The sequence below is a fragment of the Psychrobacter sp. 1Y6 genome (assembly GCF_052258385.2).
Classification (GTDB): Bacteria; Pseudomonadota; Gammaproteobacteria; order Pseudomonadales; family Moraxellaceae; genus Psychrobacter.
The window spans coordinates 1611672-1629631 of sequence record NZ_JBQQEW020000001.1; the positions used below are offsets into that span (position 1 = coordinate 1611672).

Below are 17960 nucleotides of genomic sequence, written 5' to 3' on the forward strand. Positions count from 1 at the left end.
ACTATTCTAAATAATATGATAAACCAACCTTAAGAACTGTTCTATGTAGAGATAGCATAGACTATGACAGGCTCAATAGTATGGATTTAAAACAGCTCAATGCATTTATCGCGGTTGCCGATTTGCGCAGCTTTAGCGCTGCCGCCACTAAGACAGGACTGTCACAGCCGAGCCTGAGTCGCTTGCTAAAACAGTTAGAGACTGACATGGGCGTGGTGCTTATTGATCGCTACCACAGGCCACTACATCTGACAGAAGCGGGCAGTTTTTTCTACGATAAAATAAGCACCATACTGACCGAGATTGATACGGTGACCAGTATGACTCAGCGTCTATCAGCACCCAGCAGCGTTTTAAATATAGGTTTTGTGCCCTCAGTGCTATATGGCCTGCTGCCTGAAATCATTGCCACGCTTAAACAGTTCAGCCCTGATATCGACGTTAATTTAAAAGACATTAGCTCATATCAACAAATGGATGCCCTCAAGTCTGGTGAGATTGATGTTGGTTTTGGCCGATTTGCCCATCAAGATCCATGGATTCAGCAGATTCTGCTACGTCATGAACGCTATGTGGTGGCATTGCCAAAATCACACCCGCTTGCCAATGTACGTAAGCAGCGCTTGATAGATCTAGCAAACAATCGCTTAATTTTATACCATCAAACACATTTGCCAGTATCGTCCACGGTGACGACAGAGGCAGTGACCCAAGCGAACGATAAGCTGTCTACAAATAGAGTCAACCGTGCTGCTACTCATGAAGCATCATCTAGCGCTAGCGAGCCTATTACTGAGCCTTTACTACATCTTTTTGCCCAGTATGGCATCTCACCTTTTATGACCACGACAGTCAGCGATTTGCAGGTAGCATTGGGGCTGGTCGCGGCAGGCGAAGGCATTACATTGGTGCCTGCCAGCTTGCAAACCGTACGTACGGAACAGATCAGCTACCAACGTTTGGTTCATGAAAATGTCACCTCCCCTATTTATTTACACACCCTCAAAGACTTCGTACACCCAAAAATACCTGACTTGCTCACAGCCATTTATCACGTCTACGAACAGCGCGGCATTACTTATCGGCAGCAAAATTTTGTGTCACAGCCTTAAATGGGCAGATATCCGTTGAATATTGTGTTATAAAGAACCGCCAAAAATAATTCATTTTAAATATTGATATTATTTTATAAGTATGCTAACTAACAAGAATAGCAATGCAAACAAATAGTAATAATAACTAGAATAATCATTCTCCTGGACAGTGTTGGTGTGATAAAGTCGATACGATGTAAATCGTTTTATATTTAGACGATTTATAGGACGTTCTTTTCTGATCATTGGCAAGCTGACACAGGTAAGTGATAATTTGCTGTTTTAACCATTTCGAGGTATTCATGTCCACACAACAACTCAACAACCCAAGTGCCCCTGACGATAGCGTTGCCTCGCAACAAGAGGGCTTTAGCTGGCGCATCTTTGGCCCAGGTATTTTGATGGCGACTGCTGCCATTGGTGGTTCGCATTTGATTTCGTCAACACAGGCCGGTGCTATCTATGGCTGGCAATTGGCCATTATGATTGTATTGGCCAACGTGTTTAAGTATCCGTTTTTTCGCTTTGCAACTGACTACGTCTACGATACTGGCGAGAGTTTGATTGCAGGCTATGCCAAACGCTCAAAGGTATATCTTTGGGTATATTTTATTCTTTCTATCTTGTCAGCGGTTATTAGTACGGGTGCGGTTTCACTTATTGCTGCCGTAATTTTGGGCTTTATGTTGCCAGCCTCACTTGGTCTGTCGACAATGGCGTTATCTCTCATTATCGTCGCAGTCTCTTGGTTCTTTTTGATTGCAGGGCATTACAAATTGCTCGATGGTGTGACTAAGTGGATTATGATTGCGCTTACCACGGCAACCGTTGCTGCAGTTATCATTGCTGCTGGCAAGCCAACCGTTATGGCAGTAGATTTTGTGGCGGCCTCTCCTTGGAACCTAGCCACATTGGGCTTCATCGTAGCACTCATGGGCTGGATGCCAGCACCGCTAGAGTTTGCAGCGATTACCTCTATGTGGACCTCTGCCAAAGTCAAAGCAGATCACACCACGCATAGCCAAGGCTTGTTAGACTTCAATGTTGGCTATGCAGTATCAGCGATATTGGCGTTGTTCTTCTTATCGTTAGGTGTGTTTGTCCAGTACGGATCAGGACAAGAGATTGAGTTGGTCGGCGGTGCTTATATCAACCAGTTAATCAATATGTATACCGCAACCATTGGTGAATGGTCGAGATTGCTGGTCGCTTTCGTCGCCTTTATGTGTATGTTTGGCACGACCATTACCTGTGCTGATGGTTATGGACGCGCTAATGCTGAATGCTGGCGCCTGCTAAAAGGTGAAAGCGAAATCAATAAAAAGCAGATCGCTTTTTGGACGACCTATGCTATCGGTGGTGGTCTAGTAATTATCACTTTCTTCACAGGACAACTAGGCGCTATGCTCAAGTTTGCCATGATATCGGCGTTCGTCTCTGCGCCTATTTTTGGTTGGTTAAACTACTCATTGGTTAAAAAGCATAAGAAACTGTCAGCAGGTATGAATGCTCTGTCTATCGCGGGCTTGATATTCTTGGCAGGCTTCGCGTTATTGTTCTTGGCCAATATGGCAGGTTTATTTGCTTAAGCTTTTGCTTAATTTAAAACTCAGCACTTAACAATCTTATTCAAGCAAAACATAAGCCCTGATAGCCTAGCTGTTGGGGCTTTTTAATGAGTGTAATTATATCAATAAGGCAAGGCAGCTTTAGTAATTGTAACTAAATGTAAAAAATAGAGGATTCTAAAAGCTGTGATTTTAAGCAATATGAATACTTATTGTGAGAAATTACTAATAAATGCATAATGCTATTTGAATTATGAATAATATTAAAAATACTACATTCAATTATTATTTAAATTAAATATCAATCAAAAACCTAAACTTTTCAGGCATGAATAATTGAGTATAATCAACTACAACAATTAGAATATTTTCCCTCCATGTAAGGACAATCACATGACTTCATCTTCAGCAGGCGCGCGCTTTCGCAGTGCCCTCACTCAAAAAAATGATAACAACCAACCATTACAGATTGCAGGCGCTATCAATGCCTATACAGCGATGATGGCCACCCAAGTTGGTCATCAAGCGTTGTACCTCTCTGGTGCTGGCGTGGCCAATGCCTCATTTGGTTTACCTGATCTAGGTATGACCAGCCTTGATAACGTACTAGAAGATGCTCGCCGTATCACTGATGCAGTCGATACCCCACTGCTTGTCGATATCGATACGGGCTTTGGTGGCGCATTTAACATCGCTCAAACCATCAGAAAGATGGAAAAAGCAGGCGTCGCGGCAGTACATATCGAAGACCAAGTGGCGCAAAAGCGCTGTGGTCATCGCCCTAATAAAGAAATCGTTAGTATCTCAGAGATGGTCGACCGTCTAAAAGCGGCACTAGATGCCAAAACCGATCCTGACTTTGTAGTGATGGCTCGTACAGATGCCCTATCAGTAGAAGGTTTGGACGCTGCTGTTGAACGTGCCGTCGCATTTCAAGAAGCTGGCGCAGATATGATCTTTGCAGAAGCGCTAACCGATATCGAGATGTATCGTAAGTTCACTGATGTGTTGGATATTCCGGTACTAGCAAACATGACAGAGTTTGGTCAGACAGATCTATATACCACCGATCAGTTGTATAGTGTGGGTGTCGAGATGGTGCTATATCCACTATCCGCTTTCCGCGCTATGAACAAAGCGGCATTGAACGTTTATCAGCATTTGTTAGATGATGGTACACAAGACAAAGTCGTCGATACCATGCAGACTCGTATGGAGCTCTATGATTTCTTGAACTATCATGAGTTTGAGCAGACACTAGACAAGCTATTTGCTGATAATAAGTAGCTAATAACTAATAATTGCCAATTAGCAACGCCGAAACGGTAAACCACCTCTGTGTGCTTTATCGTTTCAAAACCCGTCTTTATTTACCTTTAGGTTATTTATGCCATTTTTTACTGCTCATACGGTTGTCAAATCCTCACTACTTAGTAGCACGCTTGCGGCACTGTTGTTCATGACGGGCTGTGATAAAACACCAGAAACCGTTGACGATACTGCCAGTGATACGAGCGAAACTGTGGTTAGCGAAAGCGAAACTGCATCATCAGAGACTGATGCTCAAAACGACTTGATCATGACGACGATTACGCTAGATACCGTCAACAGCTTATTGTTTGCACCAATCATCAATAGCGGTGCGCTCAGTGAAGAGCAAGTCAGCTGCCTTGAATCACGCGACAAAGACTTGGGTAAAGCCGAAGTCGATCGTTTTTATAAGAGTCAGTTTACCGATGCGGAGTTAAAAGAATTAGATGACTTTTATACGTCGGATGTAGGTAAAAAACTGCTTGCTTTTGGCAATGAGCAATTGCGCGTTATGAATGGCGAAGAAGTAGCAACGCCAATGGCTGACCCTACTCCAGAAGAAATGACTGAGATTCAGACATTTATGGAGTCGCCACTGGGTGCTAAGTATATGCAAATCAACAATGCAGAAGGCGAAGGCAGCGCAATGGAAGTATTAAATGGCCCTATTGAAGCTGAATTTGAGCGTTGTAACGTCGATTTAGACGGTCCACAGCCTGAACAGCCTGCATAACGCTAAACTAGCGCTATAGTCATTAACCAATAAATTTATTATCAGAAACACTGTTTTCACTCAAAAAAGCTACCAACAAAAGGAATGTAAACATGGCAGCACAAAAAGAACTTTCAGGCGCAGGTCTACGTGGACAAGTCGCTGGTAAAACCTCTCTATCTACCGTTGGTAAATCAGGCTCTGGTCTGACCTATCGCGGTTATGATGTATCAGAGCTGGCAGATAAATGTATTTTTGAAGAAGTGGCATATTTGCTGTTATACGGCAACTTGCCTACTCAAAGCGAGCTTGACGCCTATCAAGCCAAACTCAAAAGCCTTCGCGGCCTACCACAAGCACTTAAAGACGTACTTGAACGTATCCCAGCTGATGCGCATCCAATGGACGTGCTACGTACTGGCTGCTCTATGCTCGGCAACCTTGAGACCGAAACTGATTTTGCTCAGCAAAACGATCAAACTGACCGTATGCTAGCGGCCTTCCCATCGATTATCAACTATTGGTATCGTTTTACCCACGACAATGTACGTATCGAGACCGATACAGATGATGCCACTATTGGCGGACATTTCTTACATTTGCTCAAAGGTGAAAAACCAAACGAGCTACACGAAAAAGTAATGAACGTCTCGCTTATCCTTTATGCAGAGCATGAGTTTAACGCGTCGACCTTTACCGCTCGTGTGTGTGCATCTACCTTATCTGACATTCATTCTTGTATCACTGGTGCAATCGGTTCACTACGCGGTCCATTGCATGGTGGAGCGAATGAAGCGGCGATGGATATGATTGAAGGTTTCAGCTCACCTGATGAAGCTGAAGAAGAGATGATGGGTATGCTGGCTCGTAAAGACAAAATTATGGGCTTTGGTCATGCGATCTATAGCGAGTCAGACCCGCGTAACGTGGTGATTAAAGGCTGGGCTGAGAAGCTAGCTGCGGACGTTGGTGATGAAGTGCTATATCCAGTATCAGTACGCTGTGAAGAAGTCATGTGGCGTGAGAAAAAACTGTTCTGTAATGCTGATTTTTTCCATGCATCGGCCTATCACTTCATGGGTATTCCGACCAAACTGTTCACGCCAATCTTTGTCTGTTCACGCTTGACAGGTTGGGCCGCTCACGTGTTTGAGCAACGTGCCAATAACCGTATCATTCGCCCAAGTGCGGAATATACAGGTGAAGATCTGCGCCCAGTACCAGATATGAGTGCGCGTTAAACGGCTGTTATTTAGCAATTATTAAGATGATTTTTGCTAAGTAATCTTATCAGCTAGCGGCAGTGCTAGCTGATACAGGTATGATGATTGAGCCTTGCTATGAGTTTTTCAGGTTTAATCGTCATACACTATCTTTTTTATAGACTATGCCCTTTTAATTTTCAATATCGCTTCTTTAGCAAAGCCTATAATAACGAACGATGATTTTGCTAAAGGAATGAATTTTTACCCAATATCAACGCTTAACTACTTATTATAATTAGCCAACAGCCAAAGGTGACTTATGGACAACGCCCTAGTACAACCAATGAACGAACAATTCAAAAAGCCACTTCCCGGTACTGATTTGTATTATTTTGACACCCGCGAGGCTGTCGAGAGTATCGAAGCTGGCGCGTATGACAAGCTACCGTTTTGCTCAAAAATATTGTGTGAAAATTTAGTACGCCGTTGCCCACCAGAAGAGTTAACCGATGCCCTAAAGCAGCATATCGAAGGCAAGCAAGACCTCGACTTTCCTTGGTACCCTGCCCGCGTCGTTTGTCATGATATCTTAGGTCAGACGGCCTTTGTTGATTTGGCAGGCTTGCGTGATGCTATCGCTGAGCAAGGCGGTGATCCGTCTAAGGTAAACCCTATCGTGCCAACTCAGCTTATCGTTGATCATTCATTGGCCGTTGAGCATGCAGGCTTCGAAGACGACGCATTTGAGAAAAACCGTGCGATTGAAGAGCGCCGCAACGATGACCGTTTTCACTTCATCAACTGGTGCCAGTATGCCTTTGACAATGTAAACGTCGTACCGCCTGGTAACGGCATCATGCATCAGATCAACCTAGAAAAAATGTCACCTGTCGTACAGGTCGTGCACAATAAAGCGGGTGAAGAAGTCGCTTTTGCCGATACATTGGTTGGTACTGATAGCCACACGCCGATGGTCGATGCACTAGGTGTGATCTCAATCGGTGTTGGCGGTCTAGAAGCCGAAAGCGTCATGCTAGGTAACCCATCATATATGCGCTTGCCTGATTATGTGGGTGTTAAATTAACGGGCAAATTGCAAAAAGGCATCACTGGTACGGATCTTGTACTGGCGATGACTGAGTTCTTACGTGACGCAGGTGTGGTCTCTACCTATATCGAATTCTTTGGTGACGGTGCACGCCAGCTAAGTGTCGGTGACCGCGCTTCTATCTCCAATATGACACCTGAATATGGTGCCACTGCCGCGATGTTCTATATCGATGAGCAAACCACTGATTATCTGCGTTTGACTGGTCGCTCTGAGGAACAGATTAAACTGGTTGAGCAGTATGCCAAGCAAACGGGCCTATGGGCTGACGGCATGGAAAAAGCCGAATACGCACGCGTCCTTGAGTTTGATTTGTCATCAGTGGTACGTAATATGGCAGGCCCATCGCGCCCACATGCCCGTGTATCGACTACGGACTTGGTTGCCAAAGGTATTGCTCATGGCGCTGACGAAAAACTGCCGGAACCTAAAGACGGTCTCATGCCAGATGGCGCGGTGATTATCGCTGCTATCACCAGCTGTACCAATACTTCAAACCCACGCAACATGGTGGCCGCAGGCCTCGTTGCCCGTAACGCCAATGCTAAAGGCCTATTACGTAAACCTTGGGTGAAGTCATCCTTAGCACCTGGTTCAAAAACCGTCAAAATGTACTTAGAAGAAGCAGGCCTGATGCCTGAGCTACAAGAAATCGGTTTTGATGTAGTCGGCTTTGCTTGTACGACGTGTAACGGTATGAGCGGTGCGCTAGACCCTGATATAGAAAAAGAAATTATCGACAATGATTTATTTACCACGGCAGTGCTATCTGGTAACCGTAACTTCGACGGTCGTATCCATCCGTACGCTAAGCAAGCATTTTTGGCATCGCCGCCATTGGTTATTGCTTATGCCATCGCTGGTAACATCCGTTTTGATATCGAAAAAGACTCATTGGGTAAAGACCAAGACGGCAATGACGTCTATCTAAAAGACATCTGGTTTGATGATGAAGAAGTGGATGCCATTGTTGCTGCTGCCGTGAAGCCTGAACAATTTAATGCCGTATATATCCCAATGTTTGATGAAGCCAAAAAAGACACAGGTAAGGCACTAAGCCCATTGTATGACTGGCGTGAAATGACGACCTATATTCGCCGTCCGCCGTATTGGGAAGGCAAAATGGCTAAGAAAAATAAACTGACAGGCCTACGCCCGCTTGCAGTCCTTGGTGATAACATCACAACCGACCATATGTCACCATCAAACGCTATTCTGGGCTCATCGGCAGCTGGCGAGTACCTCGATACCATGGGCTTGCCTGCTGAGGACTATAACTCATACGCGACCCATCGCGGCGACCATTTAACCGCGCAACGTGCCACCTTTGCCAACCCTAAACTATTGAACGAAATGGTACGCGATGAAGATGGCGAAGTTGTCCAAGGCTCACTGGCGCGCGTCGAACCAGAAGGTCAAGTCATGCGCATGTGGGAAGCGATTGAAACCTACATGAACCGTGAGCAGCCGCTTATCATCATCGCAGGTGATGGCTATGGTCAAGGCTCAAGCCGTGACTGGGCTGCCAAAGGCGTGCGTCTCGCTGGCGTAGAAGCCGTCGTTGCTGAGGACTTTGAGCGTATTCATCGTCAAAACTTAGTTGGCATGGGCGCGCTACCTTTACAGTTCGAAGAAGGTACGACTCGCCATACGCTAAATATCGATGGCACGGAAACCTTTGATGTCACAGGTGAAGTCTCGGCTGGCGGATTGATGACTCTAGTGATTCATCGTGCCGATGGTAGTACCACTGAGACGCCTATTATCTGCCGCTTAGATACAGCTGATGAAGTCAAAATGTACAATGCTGGCGGTATGCTACAACGCTTTGCTAAAGAGTTTATCGAAGGTACGCTTGATATTGTCTAAAAGTCTCTTGTAGGTTTTAGCATGATAAATAGAAAAGTATAGAAGTCGCCGATGTTGTATAACCTTATATGACATCGGCTTTTATTTGCTTTTGCGTTCTATATACTGAGTTTTGTTACTTACTCCTAAGTACTAGATAGTAGCTAAATATTGAGTTTACTTAACCAATGGCGTAATATGTACTATATATTGTACAAGTCATCTAGAGTGTCATGAAAGGAGTAAGCCATGAGAGTCGTTAGTTTTTCAGAAGCCAGAAAGCACCTAAAATCTGTCCTAGACACGGTAAACGATGATGCCAATGCCACTATCGTGACCCGCCGTGACGCTGATGATGCAGTCGTTATGTCACTTGATTATTACAATAGCCTGATGGAAACCGTCTATCTGCTAAAATCTCCTGCCAATGCAGCGCACTTAGCGGACTCTATTGCCCAATATAAAGCTGGCAAGACGGTTACGCGTGAGCTAATAGATACGGTAGAAGATAGTGATAAAGGTGATGGTAGCAACGATAATAATGAGCATACGGATGGCGATATTGAAAGTGCTTGAACTCAAAGACTGTAATCCATCCAAAGGAAAAGGGTCTAACAATGAGTGAACAACTAGCATGGACAGATGCTGCGTGGAAAGACTACCTGTACTGGCAAACGCAAGACAAAAAAACACTCAAACGTATTAACAAACTCATCACCGAATGTAAGCGTAATCCGTTTGAAGGCATTGGCAAACCTGAACCCCTAAAAGAAAACCTATCCGGATTTTGGTCAAGACGTATCGACGACGCCAATCGTTTGGTATATGCCGTCGATGATAACTATCTGACGATTATCTCTTGCCGCTATCATTATTAACGAGCGCTCTTAATCATACATATTTACTTGCTGATGGCACCATACCTATTCTTATAACAATATAAAAAGGACTTAATACAGTGGCCCAAACCAATACTAAATCAAAACTCTCTTTCGCCCCGCAACTATCCGTTCCTGCTACCTATATGCGCGGTGGTACTTCAAAAGGCACTTTCTTTAAATTATCTGAATTACCTGAGCGTTGCCAAGTCGCTGGCGAGTCACGTGATAACTTCCTATTACGGGTCATCGGTAGTCCAGATCCTTACGGCAAGCAGATTGATGGTTTGGGCAATGGTAGCTCTAGCACGTCAAAAACGGTTATTTTATCGGCCTCTGACAGACCAAACCACGATGTGAATTATCTGTTTGGACAAGTTAATATCGCCAAACCTATGATTGACTGGGCGGGTAACTGTGGCAACTTAACCGCGGCCGTCGGTGCCTGTGCCATTAATATGGGTTTGGTCGATGCTGACAAGATTGCTCATAGCATCGATGACAATGCAGATAGCGGTATTTGTGAAGTACGCATTTGGCAAGAAAATATCGGTAAAACGATTATTGCCTATGTCCCAGTCTATAAAGATGCAGATGATAAAGTACAGGTTCAAGAGACGGGCGATTTTGAATTAGACGGTGTAACCTTCCCAGCGGCTGAAGTCAAAATTGAGTTTATCGATCCTGTAGATGCCACCAGCGACATGTTCCCTACTGGCAACTTGGTCGATGACTTCGATGTAACTGGCTGCGGTTTAAATACCGATAGCGTCAAAGCGACCTTTATTAGCGCAGGCATCCCAACCATCTTTATGAAAGCAGAAGATTTAGGTTTTACCGGTACTGAATTACAAGGCGACATCAATAGCGACGGTGAGCTACTTGCCAAACTTGAGAAAATCCGTGCCACAGGCGGTGTTGCGATGGGATTATTTAAAGACGTGAGCGAGGCACAGACCAGCCAACACATTCCTAAAGTCGCTTGGGTTGGCGCAGCACAGAGCTATACCGCCTCTAGTGGTAAGTCGGTCGATGCAAGTGAGATTGATTTAGTGGTACGTGCCATGAGTATGGGTCAACTGCATCACGCCATGATGGGTACAGCAGCCGTCGCTATTGCCGCTGCAGCAACCACACAAGGCACGCTCGTCAATCAAGCAGCAGGCGCTGGCGAGCTGACAGAGGTGCGTTTTGGCCACCCATCAGGCACATTGCTCGTCGGCGGAAAAACCGAACTGGTCGATGGGCGCTGGCAAGCCAAAAAAGTGTCGATGAGCCGCTCAGCAAGGCGTATTATGGTTGGTGAAGTTTTTGTGCCAGCGGATGCATTTTAAGCGTAGCCATGGCTTATTTCAATTTGCGATAGAGTTTTATGCCAACATCTCCCCAGCCACGCCGTGTGCAATTAGACAAAAAGCCTCCAGTCGAAAAGAAAGAACGGCGGGCACTGCTGTGGGATATATTAAAAAAACTGGCGGTATTTGCTAAACCGTATCGCCTGCTTATTATTGCTACCTTAGTGCTGACCGCCCTAGGCTCCTTTACCGCGCAGGTCAATGCGTTTGTACTACGTTATACCGTTGATACGTTAACCGAAATTGCTACGCTTGCCGAGCCATGGCAAGCAGGTCTGCGTATGTTAGGTATTATTAGCGCGGTCCTCCTGACCAAAGAGATCCTGTCGATATTCATCTCTTTTGGTCAGCGTTTTTTTGGTGAAAAGATTCGCATCAACTTATCTCGTGACTTGTCCCAAAGAATCATTGAGCGCATCCTTACCTATCGGATGGCGTTTTATACCAGTAGTGAGAACGACAGTGGTAAATTGCAAACCCGTATCGATTACGGGGTCAGCAGTTTAACCAGCCTCGTGCAAAACTTCTTTATCGACATGCTACCGCTATTTGCCAATGCAGTTGTGGCACTTATTATCATGTTTTCGACCAATTTTTGGGTTGGCATGGTCGGTCTTATTATCATACCCATTTACTTCTTTATCAGCCAAAAGCAAGCACGCCGTTTGCAAGGGTTTCGTCGGCAGATGCGTGGGTTTCGAGAAGCCAAAAGCGGTTTGGTGATCTCTTTGATTAATTCGATCAGCGTGGTGAAATCCTTTGTCCGTGAGTCCATTGAGGCTGAGAAACACCTAGCCATTCAAAAGGAAATGACGGACAATCAACTGCGCATTCGTAGTATTGGCTTTATTTATGATGCCATCAAAACCTTTATCGAGCAGATTGGGGTGGTGGTTATCATTCTTCTCACCGCTTATTTTGTGCTAAAAGGCGAGATGACCATTGGTATGATTTTGTTTCATGTCATGCTGTTTCAAAACGTCGCCGCCCCTATCCGTCAATTGCACCGCATCTACGACCAGATAAATAATGCATTGACCTATGCCGAAGGTTTTTTTGATATTTTAGAAGACGATAAACAAGTCGAAAACATCGATGGCATCAGTAGCGAAAACCTAAAGGGCCATATCGAGCTTAAAAATGTCGATTTTACCTATCCTAATGGTACGCAAGCGCTAAAAAACGTCAGCTTTACTATCAAGCCCAATCGTATCACCGCGTTGGTTGGCCTTTCTGGCGCGGGCAAGAGCACAATTATCAATCTATTGGTCAAGTTCTATGCCCCAGATGCTGGCACGATCTGCCTAGATGGACATGATTTGGCTGACTGTGATACCCATGAGTTGCGTCAGCGCATCGGCCTAGTACTACAGAGCAATCATATTTTTTCGGGTACGATCAGTGAAAATATCCGCTATGGTGATATGAATGCCAGCGAAGATGACATCATCGTGGCTGCAAAAAAAGCCTCTATCCACGAGCAAGTCATGTCTCTACCAGATGGCTACGAGAGTACTGCCAAATCCCTATCAGGTGGTCAGCAGCAGCGTATTGCATTGGCAAGGATGTTTTTAAAAGACCCGCCCATTGTATTTTTGGACGAGCCGACAGCCAGTCTAGACGCCATTGCCAGCCAACAGGTCAAAAAAAGCCTAGATCTGATTAAAAAAGACCGTACCGTCATTATGGTCTCGCACAATATTGCCCAAATCATCGATGCAGATGATCTCGTGGTGATAGAAAATGGCGAAGTGGTTGAGACAGGTACGCATGAGGTACTTTATGCCCAACGTGGCAAATACTTTGAAATCTTTAGCGCTATGTCTGATAGCCTAAACCTAGACAAAATCAGCCAGACCCTAAACGGTTAGGAATGGTTAATGCCTGCCTAAATCGTTATAATGCCAATCTTTTACTGCCTATTGCCAGAAGCTAGCCCACTATGACTTGTGAATTTTCTTTAAAAACCTTTGACGAGCTGACCTCAGTTGATCTTTATCATATTTTAAAGGCGCGCTCTCAAGTGTTTGTCGTCGAACAAAACTGTGCCTATCAAGATATGGATGAAGTGGATTTTGATTGCTTGCACCTGATCGCTCATCAAAATGCAGCATTGGTGGGCTATTGCCGTATCATCCCACCTGAGTTTAATAAGCTAAAATCCAATCTATCAGTAGCTGATCCTGCGATTAAAACCAACCACACCGCGATGCCTGCTATCGGTAGAGTACTTGTGCTATCGGAGTATAGAGGTGATGGTCTAGCACGGCAGATGATGAATCAGGCTATTACACAGTGCCGCAAAAAGTACGGTAAAAAGCGCCCGATTATTATTTCGGCACAGGTTTACTTACTGAGTTTTTATGAGTCGTTAGGTTTTGTGCCTGAAGGCGAGCACTACCTCGAGGACAATATCGAGCATGTAAAAATGGTGCTATACGTTGCTAAGAAAAATAAAATCAAAAAAGAGAGCACAGACACTGCATCAACCACGACCAAAGTGTTAAGTTTCCTGCTGTTTATCATGGCCGCTTTGTTTGTTTTAGGTCTGTTGTACTTAATGATTTAGACCACTGCTAACGTCTTAATTCTTAACATAATTCAAATTGGTTGTTCCATATTGAGTATGCTACTTTTAAATAATGATTCCTTTAAAAGGATGGCTGAGATAATCAGTCAAGGAAGTAGCACACTCAGGATGAGGAACCAACCATGTCAAATAATCACTTAGATAATCATTCAAATAAAGCCAATTCAAATACAAACGATGCGACGGTAGAGAGCAACGTCCGTCCAGAATATGATGATGAAATTCAAAAAATCGCCGATTACGTTCTCAACTATTCAATAGACAGGCAATCCCCAAACCCTACTGATGCGTGGAATACCGCGCGCCACTGTCTGATGGACACGCTTGGCTGCGGCTTACTTGCGCTGCGCTTCCCTGAGTGCACCAAGCACTTGGGGCCTGATTGCCCCGATCAAATAACGCCGCATGGCGCTCGCGTCCCTGGAACCTCCTATAGACTAGACCCCGTCAAGGCCGCTTTTGATATTGGCTGTATGGTGCGCTGGCTTGACTATAACGATACGTGGCTTGCTGCAGAATGGGGCCATCCTTCTGATAATCTGAGTGGTATCTTGGCAGTCGCCGACTATATTAGTCAAAAAAATATCAGCCAAGGACAAGCACCATTAACCATGAGAGCAGTGCTTGAAGCCATGATCATGGCGCATGAAATTCAAGGCGTACTGGCACTCGAAAACTCATTCAACCGTGTGGGTCTTGATCATGTGTTTTTGGTCAAGTTGGCATCAACAGCCGTCGTCGCCAAACTTTATCAGCTGCCACGTGAGCGCATTATGGCAGCGATTTCACAAGCCATCGTCGATGGTCAGGCACTACGCACCTATCGTCATGCACCCAATGCTGGCAGCCGAAAATCTTGGGCAGCAGGCGATGCGACCAGTCGTGCGGTACGTCTGGTCGATATAACGGCGCGTGGTGAAATGGGCATCCCTGGCGCATTAACTGCACCGCAGTGGGGGTTTTATGATGTGCTATTTAGCCATACCAACAAGGATCTAGCGACAAAGCCTGAAGGCGAACGTCGTTTTAAATTCCAGCGGGATTTTGGTAGTTACGTGATGGAAAATATCTTATTTAAAATAAGCTTTCCAGCTGAATTTCATGCGCAGACTGCTTGTGAAGCCGCTGTGATTCTGCACCCACACATCGAAGACAGAATTGACGATATCGACAAAATCGTCCTGACTACCCATGACTCAGCGATTCGCATCATCTCTAAAGAAGGCGCCCTTGCCAATCCAGCAGATCGAGATCACTGTTTGCAGTATATGGTGGCTGTGCCGTTGTTGACAGGCGATCTGATGGCAGAGAACTACGAGGATGACTATCACGAACAGCATTTGTCAATCGATGAGCTGCGCAGCAAGATGGTCGTAGAGGAAAACGCGCAGTATTCAAAAGACTATCATGACCCCAGTAAACGCTCTATTGCCAATGCCATCCAAGTATTTTTTAACGATGGCACCAGTACAGAAAAAGTGGCTGTAGAGTATCCTATTGGCCATAAGCGTCGCCGCGCCGAAGGCATCCCTGTACTGGAAGCCAAGTTCCACGCCAGTCTAGCCACTCGTTTTATCGAAAGTCGCTGTCAACACATCATTGAGTTATGCGACGATCAAGAAAGACTGGAGCAGACGCCTGTTAATGAGTTTATGGCGCTGTTTGAAGCGTATTAGATTGATGGCTTACTAGTACGCTAGCGTCAGTTTAACGGCTACCAAGGTATTGACTCTCCAGCCCAATCGACAAAACTGCCTGATTGAGCTGCAGTCATCTCTGAGAGCACCTCCAATAAGCATTCCGCGCTATAAGCTGGCGAGAACAAATGTTCTTCAGCGACATTGCCTTGAAACGGTGCGGACAGCTGAGTGTTGACAGTGCCTGGTTGCATAACGACCACGCATACATCTTTAAGTGATCTGCCCCATTCAATACTCAGGTTTTTCATCCCCATATTGAGCGCCGCCTTGCTCATTCTATAGCTATACCAGCCGCCTAGCTGATTGTCAGTGATGCTACCGACGCGGGCTGATACGGTAGCAAAAACGGCAGGATGATTGACGCTTCGATTAGCCTTGGCAAGCAACGGTTTGATGTGTTTGGCTATCAGCAAACTTGCTAGGGCATTGATTTGCATATTTTGTAAAAAGAACTCCGTCTCCATCTGTCGCAAGGCCTTTTCTGGCTGCGCTGTCTCTGTATGTAGTAACCCCACGCAGTTGATTACCCAATCCACATGACCGACCGTCTGTTTGATGGTATCGGCAGCTTTTTTAATGCTGTCCTCATCACTGACATTCATTGGCAGCCAGTGCAGGTTTTCTGCTTCAATATTCGGCTCATTGCGATGATAAGTAGCAAATACTTGTGTGCGATGGCTTTGATTAGATTGACTGTCCGTTTGACTCACAGTCGTTGTGTGTATTAGCTGCTGCACCATGGCCTGACCAATACCGCCTGTTCCACCGATGATAAGGTAGGTTTTATTATTCATTTCGTTATTCATATGGCACCTTCCTTTTTTTGATATGTCTCTTTGATACGCTTTTTGACACGATTTGGTTTTATGTATTCATTTTGGCTGATTTTATGAGGGTTTACTATGAGAGAAATAATACAAGTCATCCTTATTCTATATACGCTACAATAATCTATAACGATTAAAGCGACTGTTTTCGGATTGCTATTTCTTATATTGACACCTTCATACGGATATTATCGCATTATGCTATCACCCCAAGATCAACTGACCGAGCTGGTACGTGCTTTAGAGACCGATCAGCACGTCTTTGCCACTGACCCGTTATTAATCACGGAAAAGCTACAGGGTGAGGACGGTACGCCTATCCAAAAGCTGCATCGACGGGCGTCACGTATAGACAGCAACGGGGTGCTTGCACGTGTACTGGGTAAGATTGACGGCCGTATAAAGGGCATCATGATCGTTATGAGCGTGGTGTGGTGTATCTCAGGGTTTTTGGGGTTATTCACGCTATTGCAGTCTAATGTTGTGAACTTCTTTTATGTGTTGGTCTGTCTGCTTGGTTTTCATACCATTATGCTTGGTGGCTGGCTGGTGATGACACTCATCAATCGAGATCAGCAATCGCCCAGTTGGTTTGCGAGCTTTGTCAGTCCAAGTTACCTCATACGTGGTAAAGATGATGTGACCAAAGCGGCCGTCGATCTGTATGAACGCCAGTTGCAGCATAGCGGTATGCGTTGGTATTTGGGGCGGTTTAGCCATCAGTTGTGGCTTGCGACATTGACCGGTATGCTGCTTGCGATTATATTTTTGCTGGTTGTACGTCAGTATAGCTTTAGCTGGGAGTCAACCCTACTCTCTGATCAAGCGCTTGTGAGCTTGACTCAGGTATTAGGCTGGCTACCAAGTATGGTGGGATTTGGTGTACCAGACAGTACAGCGATCGCACAGAGCAGGCTTGTCACCGAAGCTATGCCGTTGTCTGTTGCACGGCAATGGGCGGGATTACTGGTTGGTAGCTTGCTGATGTACGGCATTGTACCGCGAGCGATAGTATGGGCGTTTTGTGCATTGATGTTCCGCCGCAAAAAAATGTGTTTGGATATCAAACAGCCCTATTATCAAAAAATCCTAAATTTTTGGCAGCGGCACGTGGTAGATGCTGATGACTTTACTGAGGCACCACCCCCTATCGCCCCAAAAGCAACGGTCAGTGCGGGCAAGAAGTTAGTTGCTCTACTTGAATACCCTGCAGATCAGGACAAATGGTGGCAGTCAGGGCTTGGTGGCAGCAACCATGGTTTTGAACAATCAAGCGAAGTTAAGGATTTTGGTATCGTCGATGACCGTGATGATATGACACGGCTAAAAAATTACTTAGATACGCATCCGGTGCAAGTTTTACTTGGCATTCATAGCAATGCACTGCCCGACCGCGGTACGCTACGCAAACTCGATCAAATCGCGGCTCACGCCAAAGATGGGCTTATTGTACAGCTGCTTAGCGATACCAACTCTACTGCTGACTTAACTGACGCACGTACCGATGATGAGCCGTCAGACAAACAAACGGTTCGCTATCAACAGTGGCAAACGGCTCTTTCTGCACGAAAAATTGGCTTGGTTGATATAGATATTTAATACTTTCTAATTTTTAATCTCTTACTTTCGATCTGTTGTTCATATCCGAACTTATCATTATGACTATTATGATATACAATAAATAAATATTATAGGTCTATCACTTCAGGCAGTCTTAAAGACTTATTGATATAAGAGTTAAGATATATTTTGATAGCTGTGACG

13 protein-coding genes and 1 pseudogene are annotated in these 17960 nt (G+C 45.1%); 13 read left to right on the forward strand and 1 reads right to left on the reverse strand.

Annotated features, from left to right (window positions below):
• Nucleotides 1-80: 80 nt before the first annotated feature.
• The 12 genes and pseudogenes from ACTXGF_RS20435 (at nucleotide 81) to ACTXGF_RS20490 (ending at nucleotide 15345) form a co-directional block, all read left to right on the forward strand.
• On the forward strand, nucleotides 81-1112 hold the full coding sequence (locus ACTXGF_RS20435) for a LysR family transcriptional regulator (protein WP_443535318.1): 1032 nt from the start codon (nucleotides 81-83) through the stop codon (nucleotides 1110-1112).
• A gap of 284 nt (nucleotides 1113-1396) precedes the next feature.
• Nucleotides 1397-2683 carry an NRAMP family divalent metal transporter gene (locus ACTXGF_RS20440; protein WP_379544368.1) on the forward strand — a complete coding sequence of 429 codons (1287 nt, stop codon included), beginning with the start codon at nucleotides 1397-1399 and terminating at the stop codon, nucleotides 2681-2683.
• Nucleotides 2684-3055: 372 nt separating this feature from the next.
• Nucleotides 3056-3949: a methylisocitrate lyase gene (prpB, locus tag ACTXGF_RS20445; protein WP_114700000.1), complete on the forward strand. Its 894-nt coding sequence runs from the start codon at nucleotides 3056-3058 to the stop codon at nucleotides 3947-3949.
• Nucleotides 3950-4049: 100 nt separating this feature from the next.
• Nucleotides 4050-4706: a DUF2059 domain-containing protein gene (locus ACTXGF_RS20450; RefSeq protein WP_443535320.1), complete on the forward strand. Its 657-nt coding sequence runs from the start codon at nucleotides 4050-4052 to the stop codon at nucleotides 4704-4706.
• A 92-nt stretch (nucleotides 4707-4798) separates the two neighbouring features.
• The gene (gene prpC, locus ACTXGF_RS20455; protein ID WP_298809825.1) at nucleotides 4799-5926 is read left to right on the forward strand and encodes a bifunctional 2-methylcitrate synthase/citrate synthase; all 1128 of its coding nucleotides are present in this window, start codon (nucleotides 4799-4801) and stop codon (nucleotides 5924-5926) included.
• A 307-nt stretch (nucleotides 5927-6233) separates the two neighbouring features.
• Entirely contained in the window at nucleotides 6234-8867 is a 2634-nt protein-coding gene (gene acnD / locus ACTXGF_RS20460; RefSeq protein ID WP_443535366.1) for a Fe/S-dependent 2-methylisocitrate dehydratase AcnD, read from the forward strand.
• A 228-nt stretch (nucleotides 8868-9095) separates the two neighbouring features.
• Nucleotides 9096-9356 (forward strand): annotated as a pseudogene (locus ACTXGF_RS20465) (type II toxin-antitoxin system Phd/YefM family antitoxin); the annotation flags it as partial.
• A 107-nt stretch (nucleotides 9357-9463) separates the two neighbouring features.
• Nucleotides 9464-9724, forward strand: a complete 261-nt coding sequence (locus ACTXGF_RS20470) for a Txe/YoeB family addiction module toxin (protein WP_037025847.1) — start codon at nucleotides 9464-9466, stop codon at nucleotides 9722-9724.
• Between the two features lie 80 nt (nucleotides 9725-9804).
• Entirely contained in the window at nucleotides 9805-11058 is a 1254-nt protein-coding gene (gene prpF / locus ACTXGF_RS20475; protein ID WP_443535322.1) for a 2-methylaconitate cis-trans isomerase PrpF, read from the forward strand.
• Nucleotides 11059-11096: 38 nt separating this feature from the next.
• Nucleotides 11097-12950, forward strand: coding sequence for an ABC transporter ATP-binding protein (locus tag ACTXGF_RS20480; protein ID WP_443535324.1), 1854 nt, complete (start codon nucleotides 11097-11099; stop codon nucleotides 12948-12950).
• A 71-nt stretch (nucleotides 12951-13021) separates the two neighbouring features.
• Nucleotides 13022-13648, forward strand: a complete 627-nt coding sequence (locus tag ACTXGF_RS20485) for a GNAT family N-acetyltransferase (RefSeq protein ID WP_443535326.1) — start codon at nucleotides 13022-13024, stop codon at nucleotides 13646-13648.
• Between the two features lie 143 nt (nucleotides 13649-13791).
• A complete protein-coding gene (locus ACTXGF_RS20490; protein WP_443535328.1) occupies nucleotides 13792-15345 on the forward strand; it encodes a bifunctional 2-methylcitrate dehydratase/aconitate hydratase in 1554 nt (517 codons plus the stop codon).
• Between the two features lie 38 nt (nucleotides 15346-15383).
• On the opposite strand, the gene ACTXGF_RS20495 is transcribed toward ACTXGF_RS20490, so the two are convergent.
• Nucleotides 15384-16175 carry an SDR family oxidoreductase gene (locus ACTXGF_RS20495; RefSeq protein ID WP_443535330.1) on the reverse strand — a complete coding sequence of 264 codons (792 nt, stop codon included), beginning with the start codon at nucleotides 16173-16175 and terminating at the stop codon, nucleotides 15384-15386.
• Nucleotides 16176-16394: 219 nt separating this feature from the next.
• Between ACTXGF_RS20495 and ACTXGF_RS20500 the strand changes: the two genes are divergently transcribed.
• The gene (locus ACTXGF_RS20500; RefSeq protein ID WP_443535331.1) at nucleotides 16395-17795 is read left to right on the forward strand and encodes a DUF2868 domain-containing protein; all 1401 of its coding nucleotides are present in this window, start codon (nucleotides 16395-16397) and stop codon (nucleotides 17793-17795) included.
• The last annotated feature ends 165 nt before the right edge of the window (nucleotides 17796-17960 follow it).

Bases quoted from the DNA above. Each gene is read 5' to 3' on its own strand.
- ACTXGF_RS20435 (WP_443535318.1), top strand. From the start codon at position 81: ATGGATTTAAAACAGCTCAATGCATTTATCGCGGTTGCCGATTTGCGC.
- ACTXGF_RS20440 (WP_379544368.1), top strand. From the start codon at position 1,397: ATGTCCACACAACAACTCAACAACCCAAGTGCCCCTGACGATAGCGTT.
- prpB (WP_114700000.1), top strand. From the start codon at position 3,056: ATGACTTCATCTTCAGCAGGCGCGCGCTTTCGCAGTGCCCTCACTCAA.
- ACTXGF_RS20450 (WP_443535320.1), top strand. From the start codon at position 4,050: ATGCCATTTTTTACTGCTCATACGGTTGTCAAATCCTCACTACTTAGT.
- prpC (WP_298809825.1), top strand. From the start codon at position 4,799: ATGGCAGCACAAAAAGAACTTTCAGGCGCAGGTCTACGTGGACAAGTC.
- acnD (WP_443535366.1), top strand. From the start codon at position 6,234: ATGAACGAACAATTCAAAAAGCCACTTCCCGGTACTGATTTGTATTAT.
- ACTXGF_RS20470 (WP_037025847.1), top strand. From the start codon at position 9,464: ATGAGTGAACAACTAGCATGGACAGATGCTGCGTGGAAAGACTACCTG.
- ACTXGF_RS20480 (WP_443535324.1), top strand. From the start codon at position 11,097: ATGCCAACATCTCCCCAGCCACGCCGTGTGCAATTAGACAAAAAGCCT.
- ACTXGF_RS20485 (WP_443535326.1), top strand. From the start codon at position 13,022: ATGACTTGTGAATTTTCTTTAAAAACCTTTGACGAGCTGACCTCAGTT.
- ACTXGF_RS20490 (WP_443535328.1), top strand. From the start codon at position 13,792: ATGTCAAATAATCACTTAGATAATCATTCAAATAAAGCCAATTCAAAT.
- ACTXGF_RS20495 (WP_443535330.1), bottom strand. From the start codon at position 16,175: ATGAATAACGAAATGAATAATAAAACCTACCTTATCATCGGTGGAACA.
- ACTXGF_RS20500 (WP_443535331.1), top strand. From the start codon at position 16,395: ATGCTATCACCCCAAGATCAACTGACCGAGCTGGTACGTGCTTTAGAG.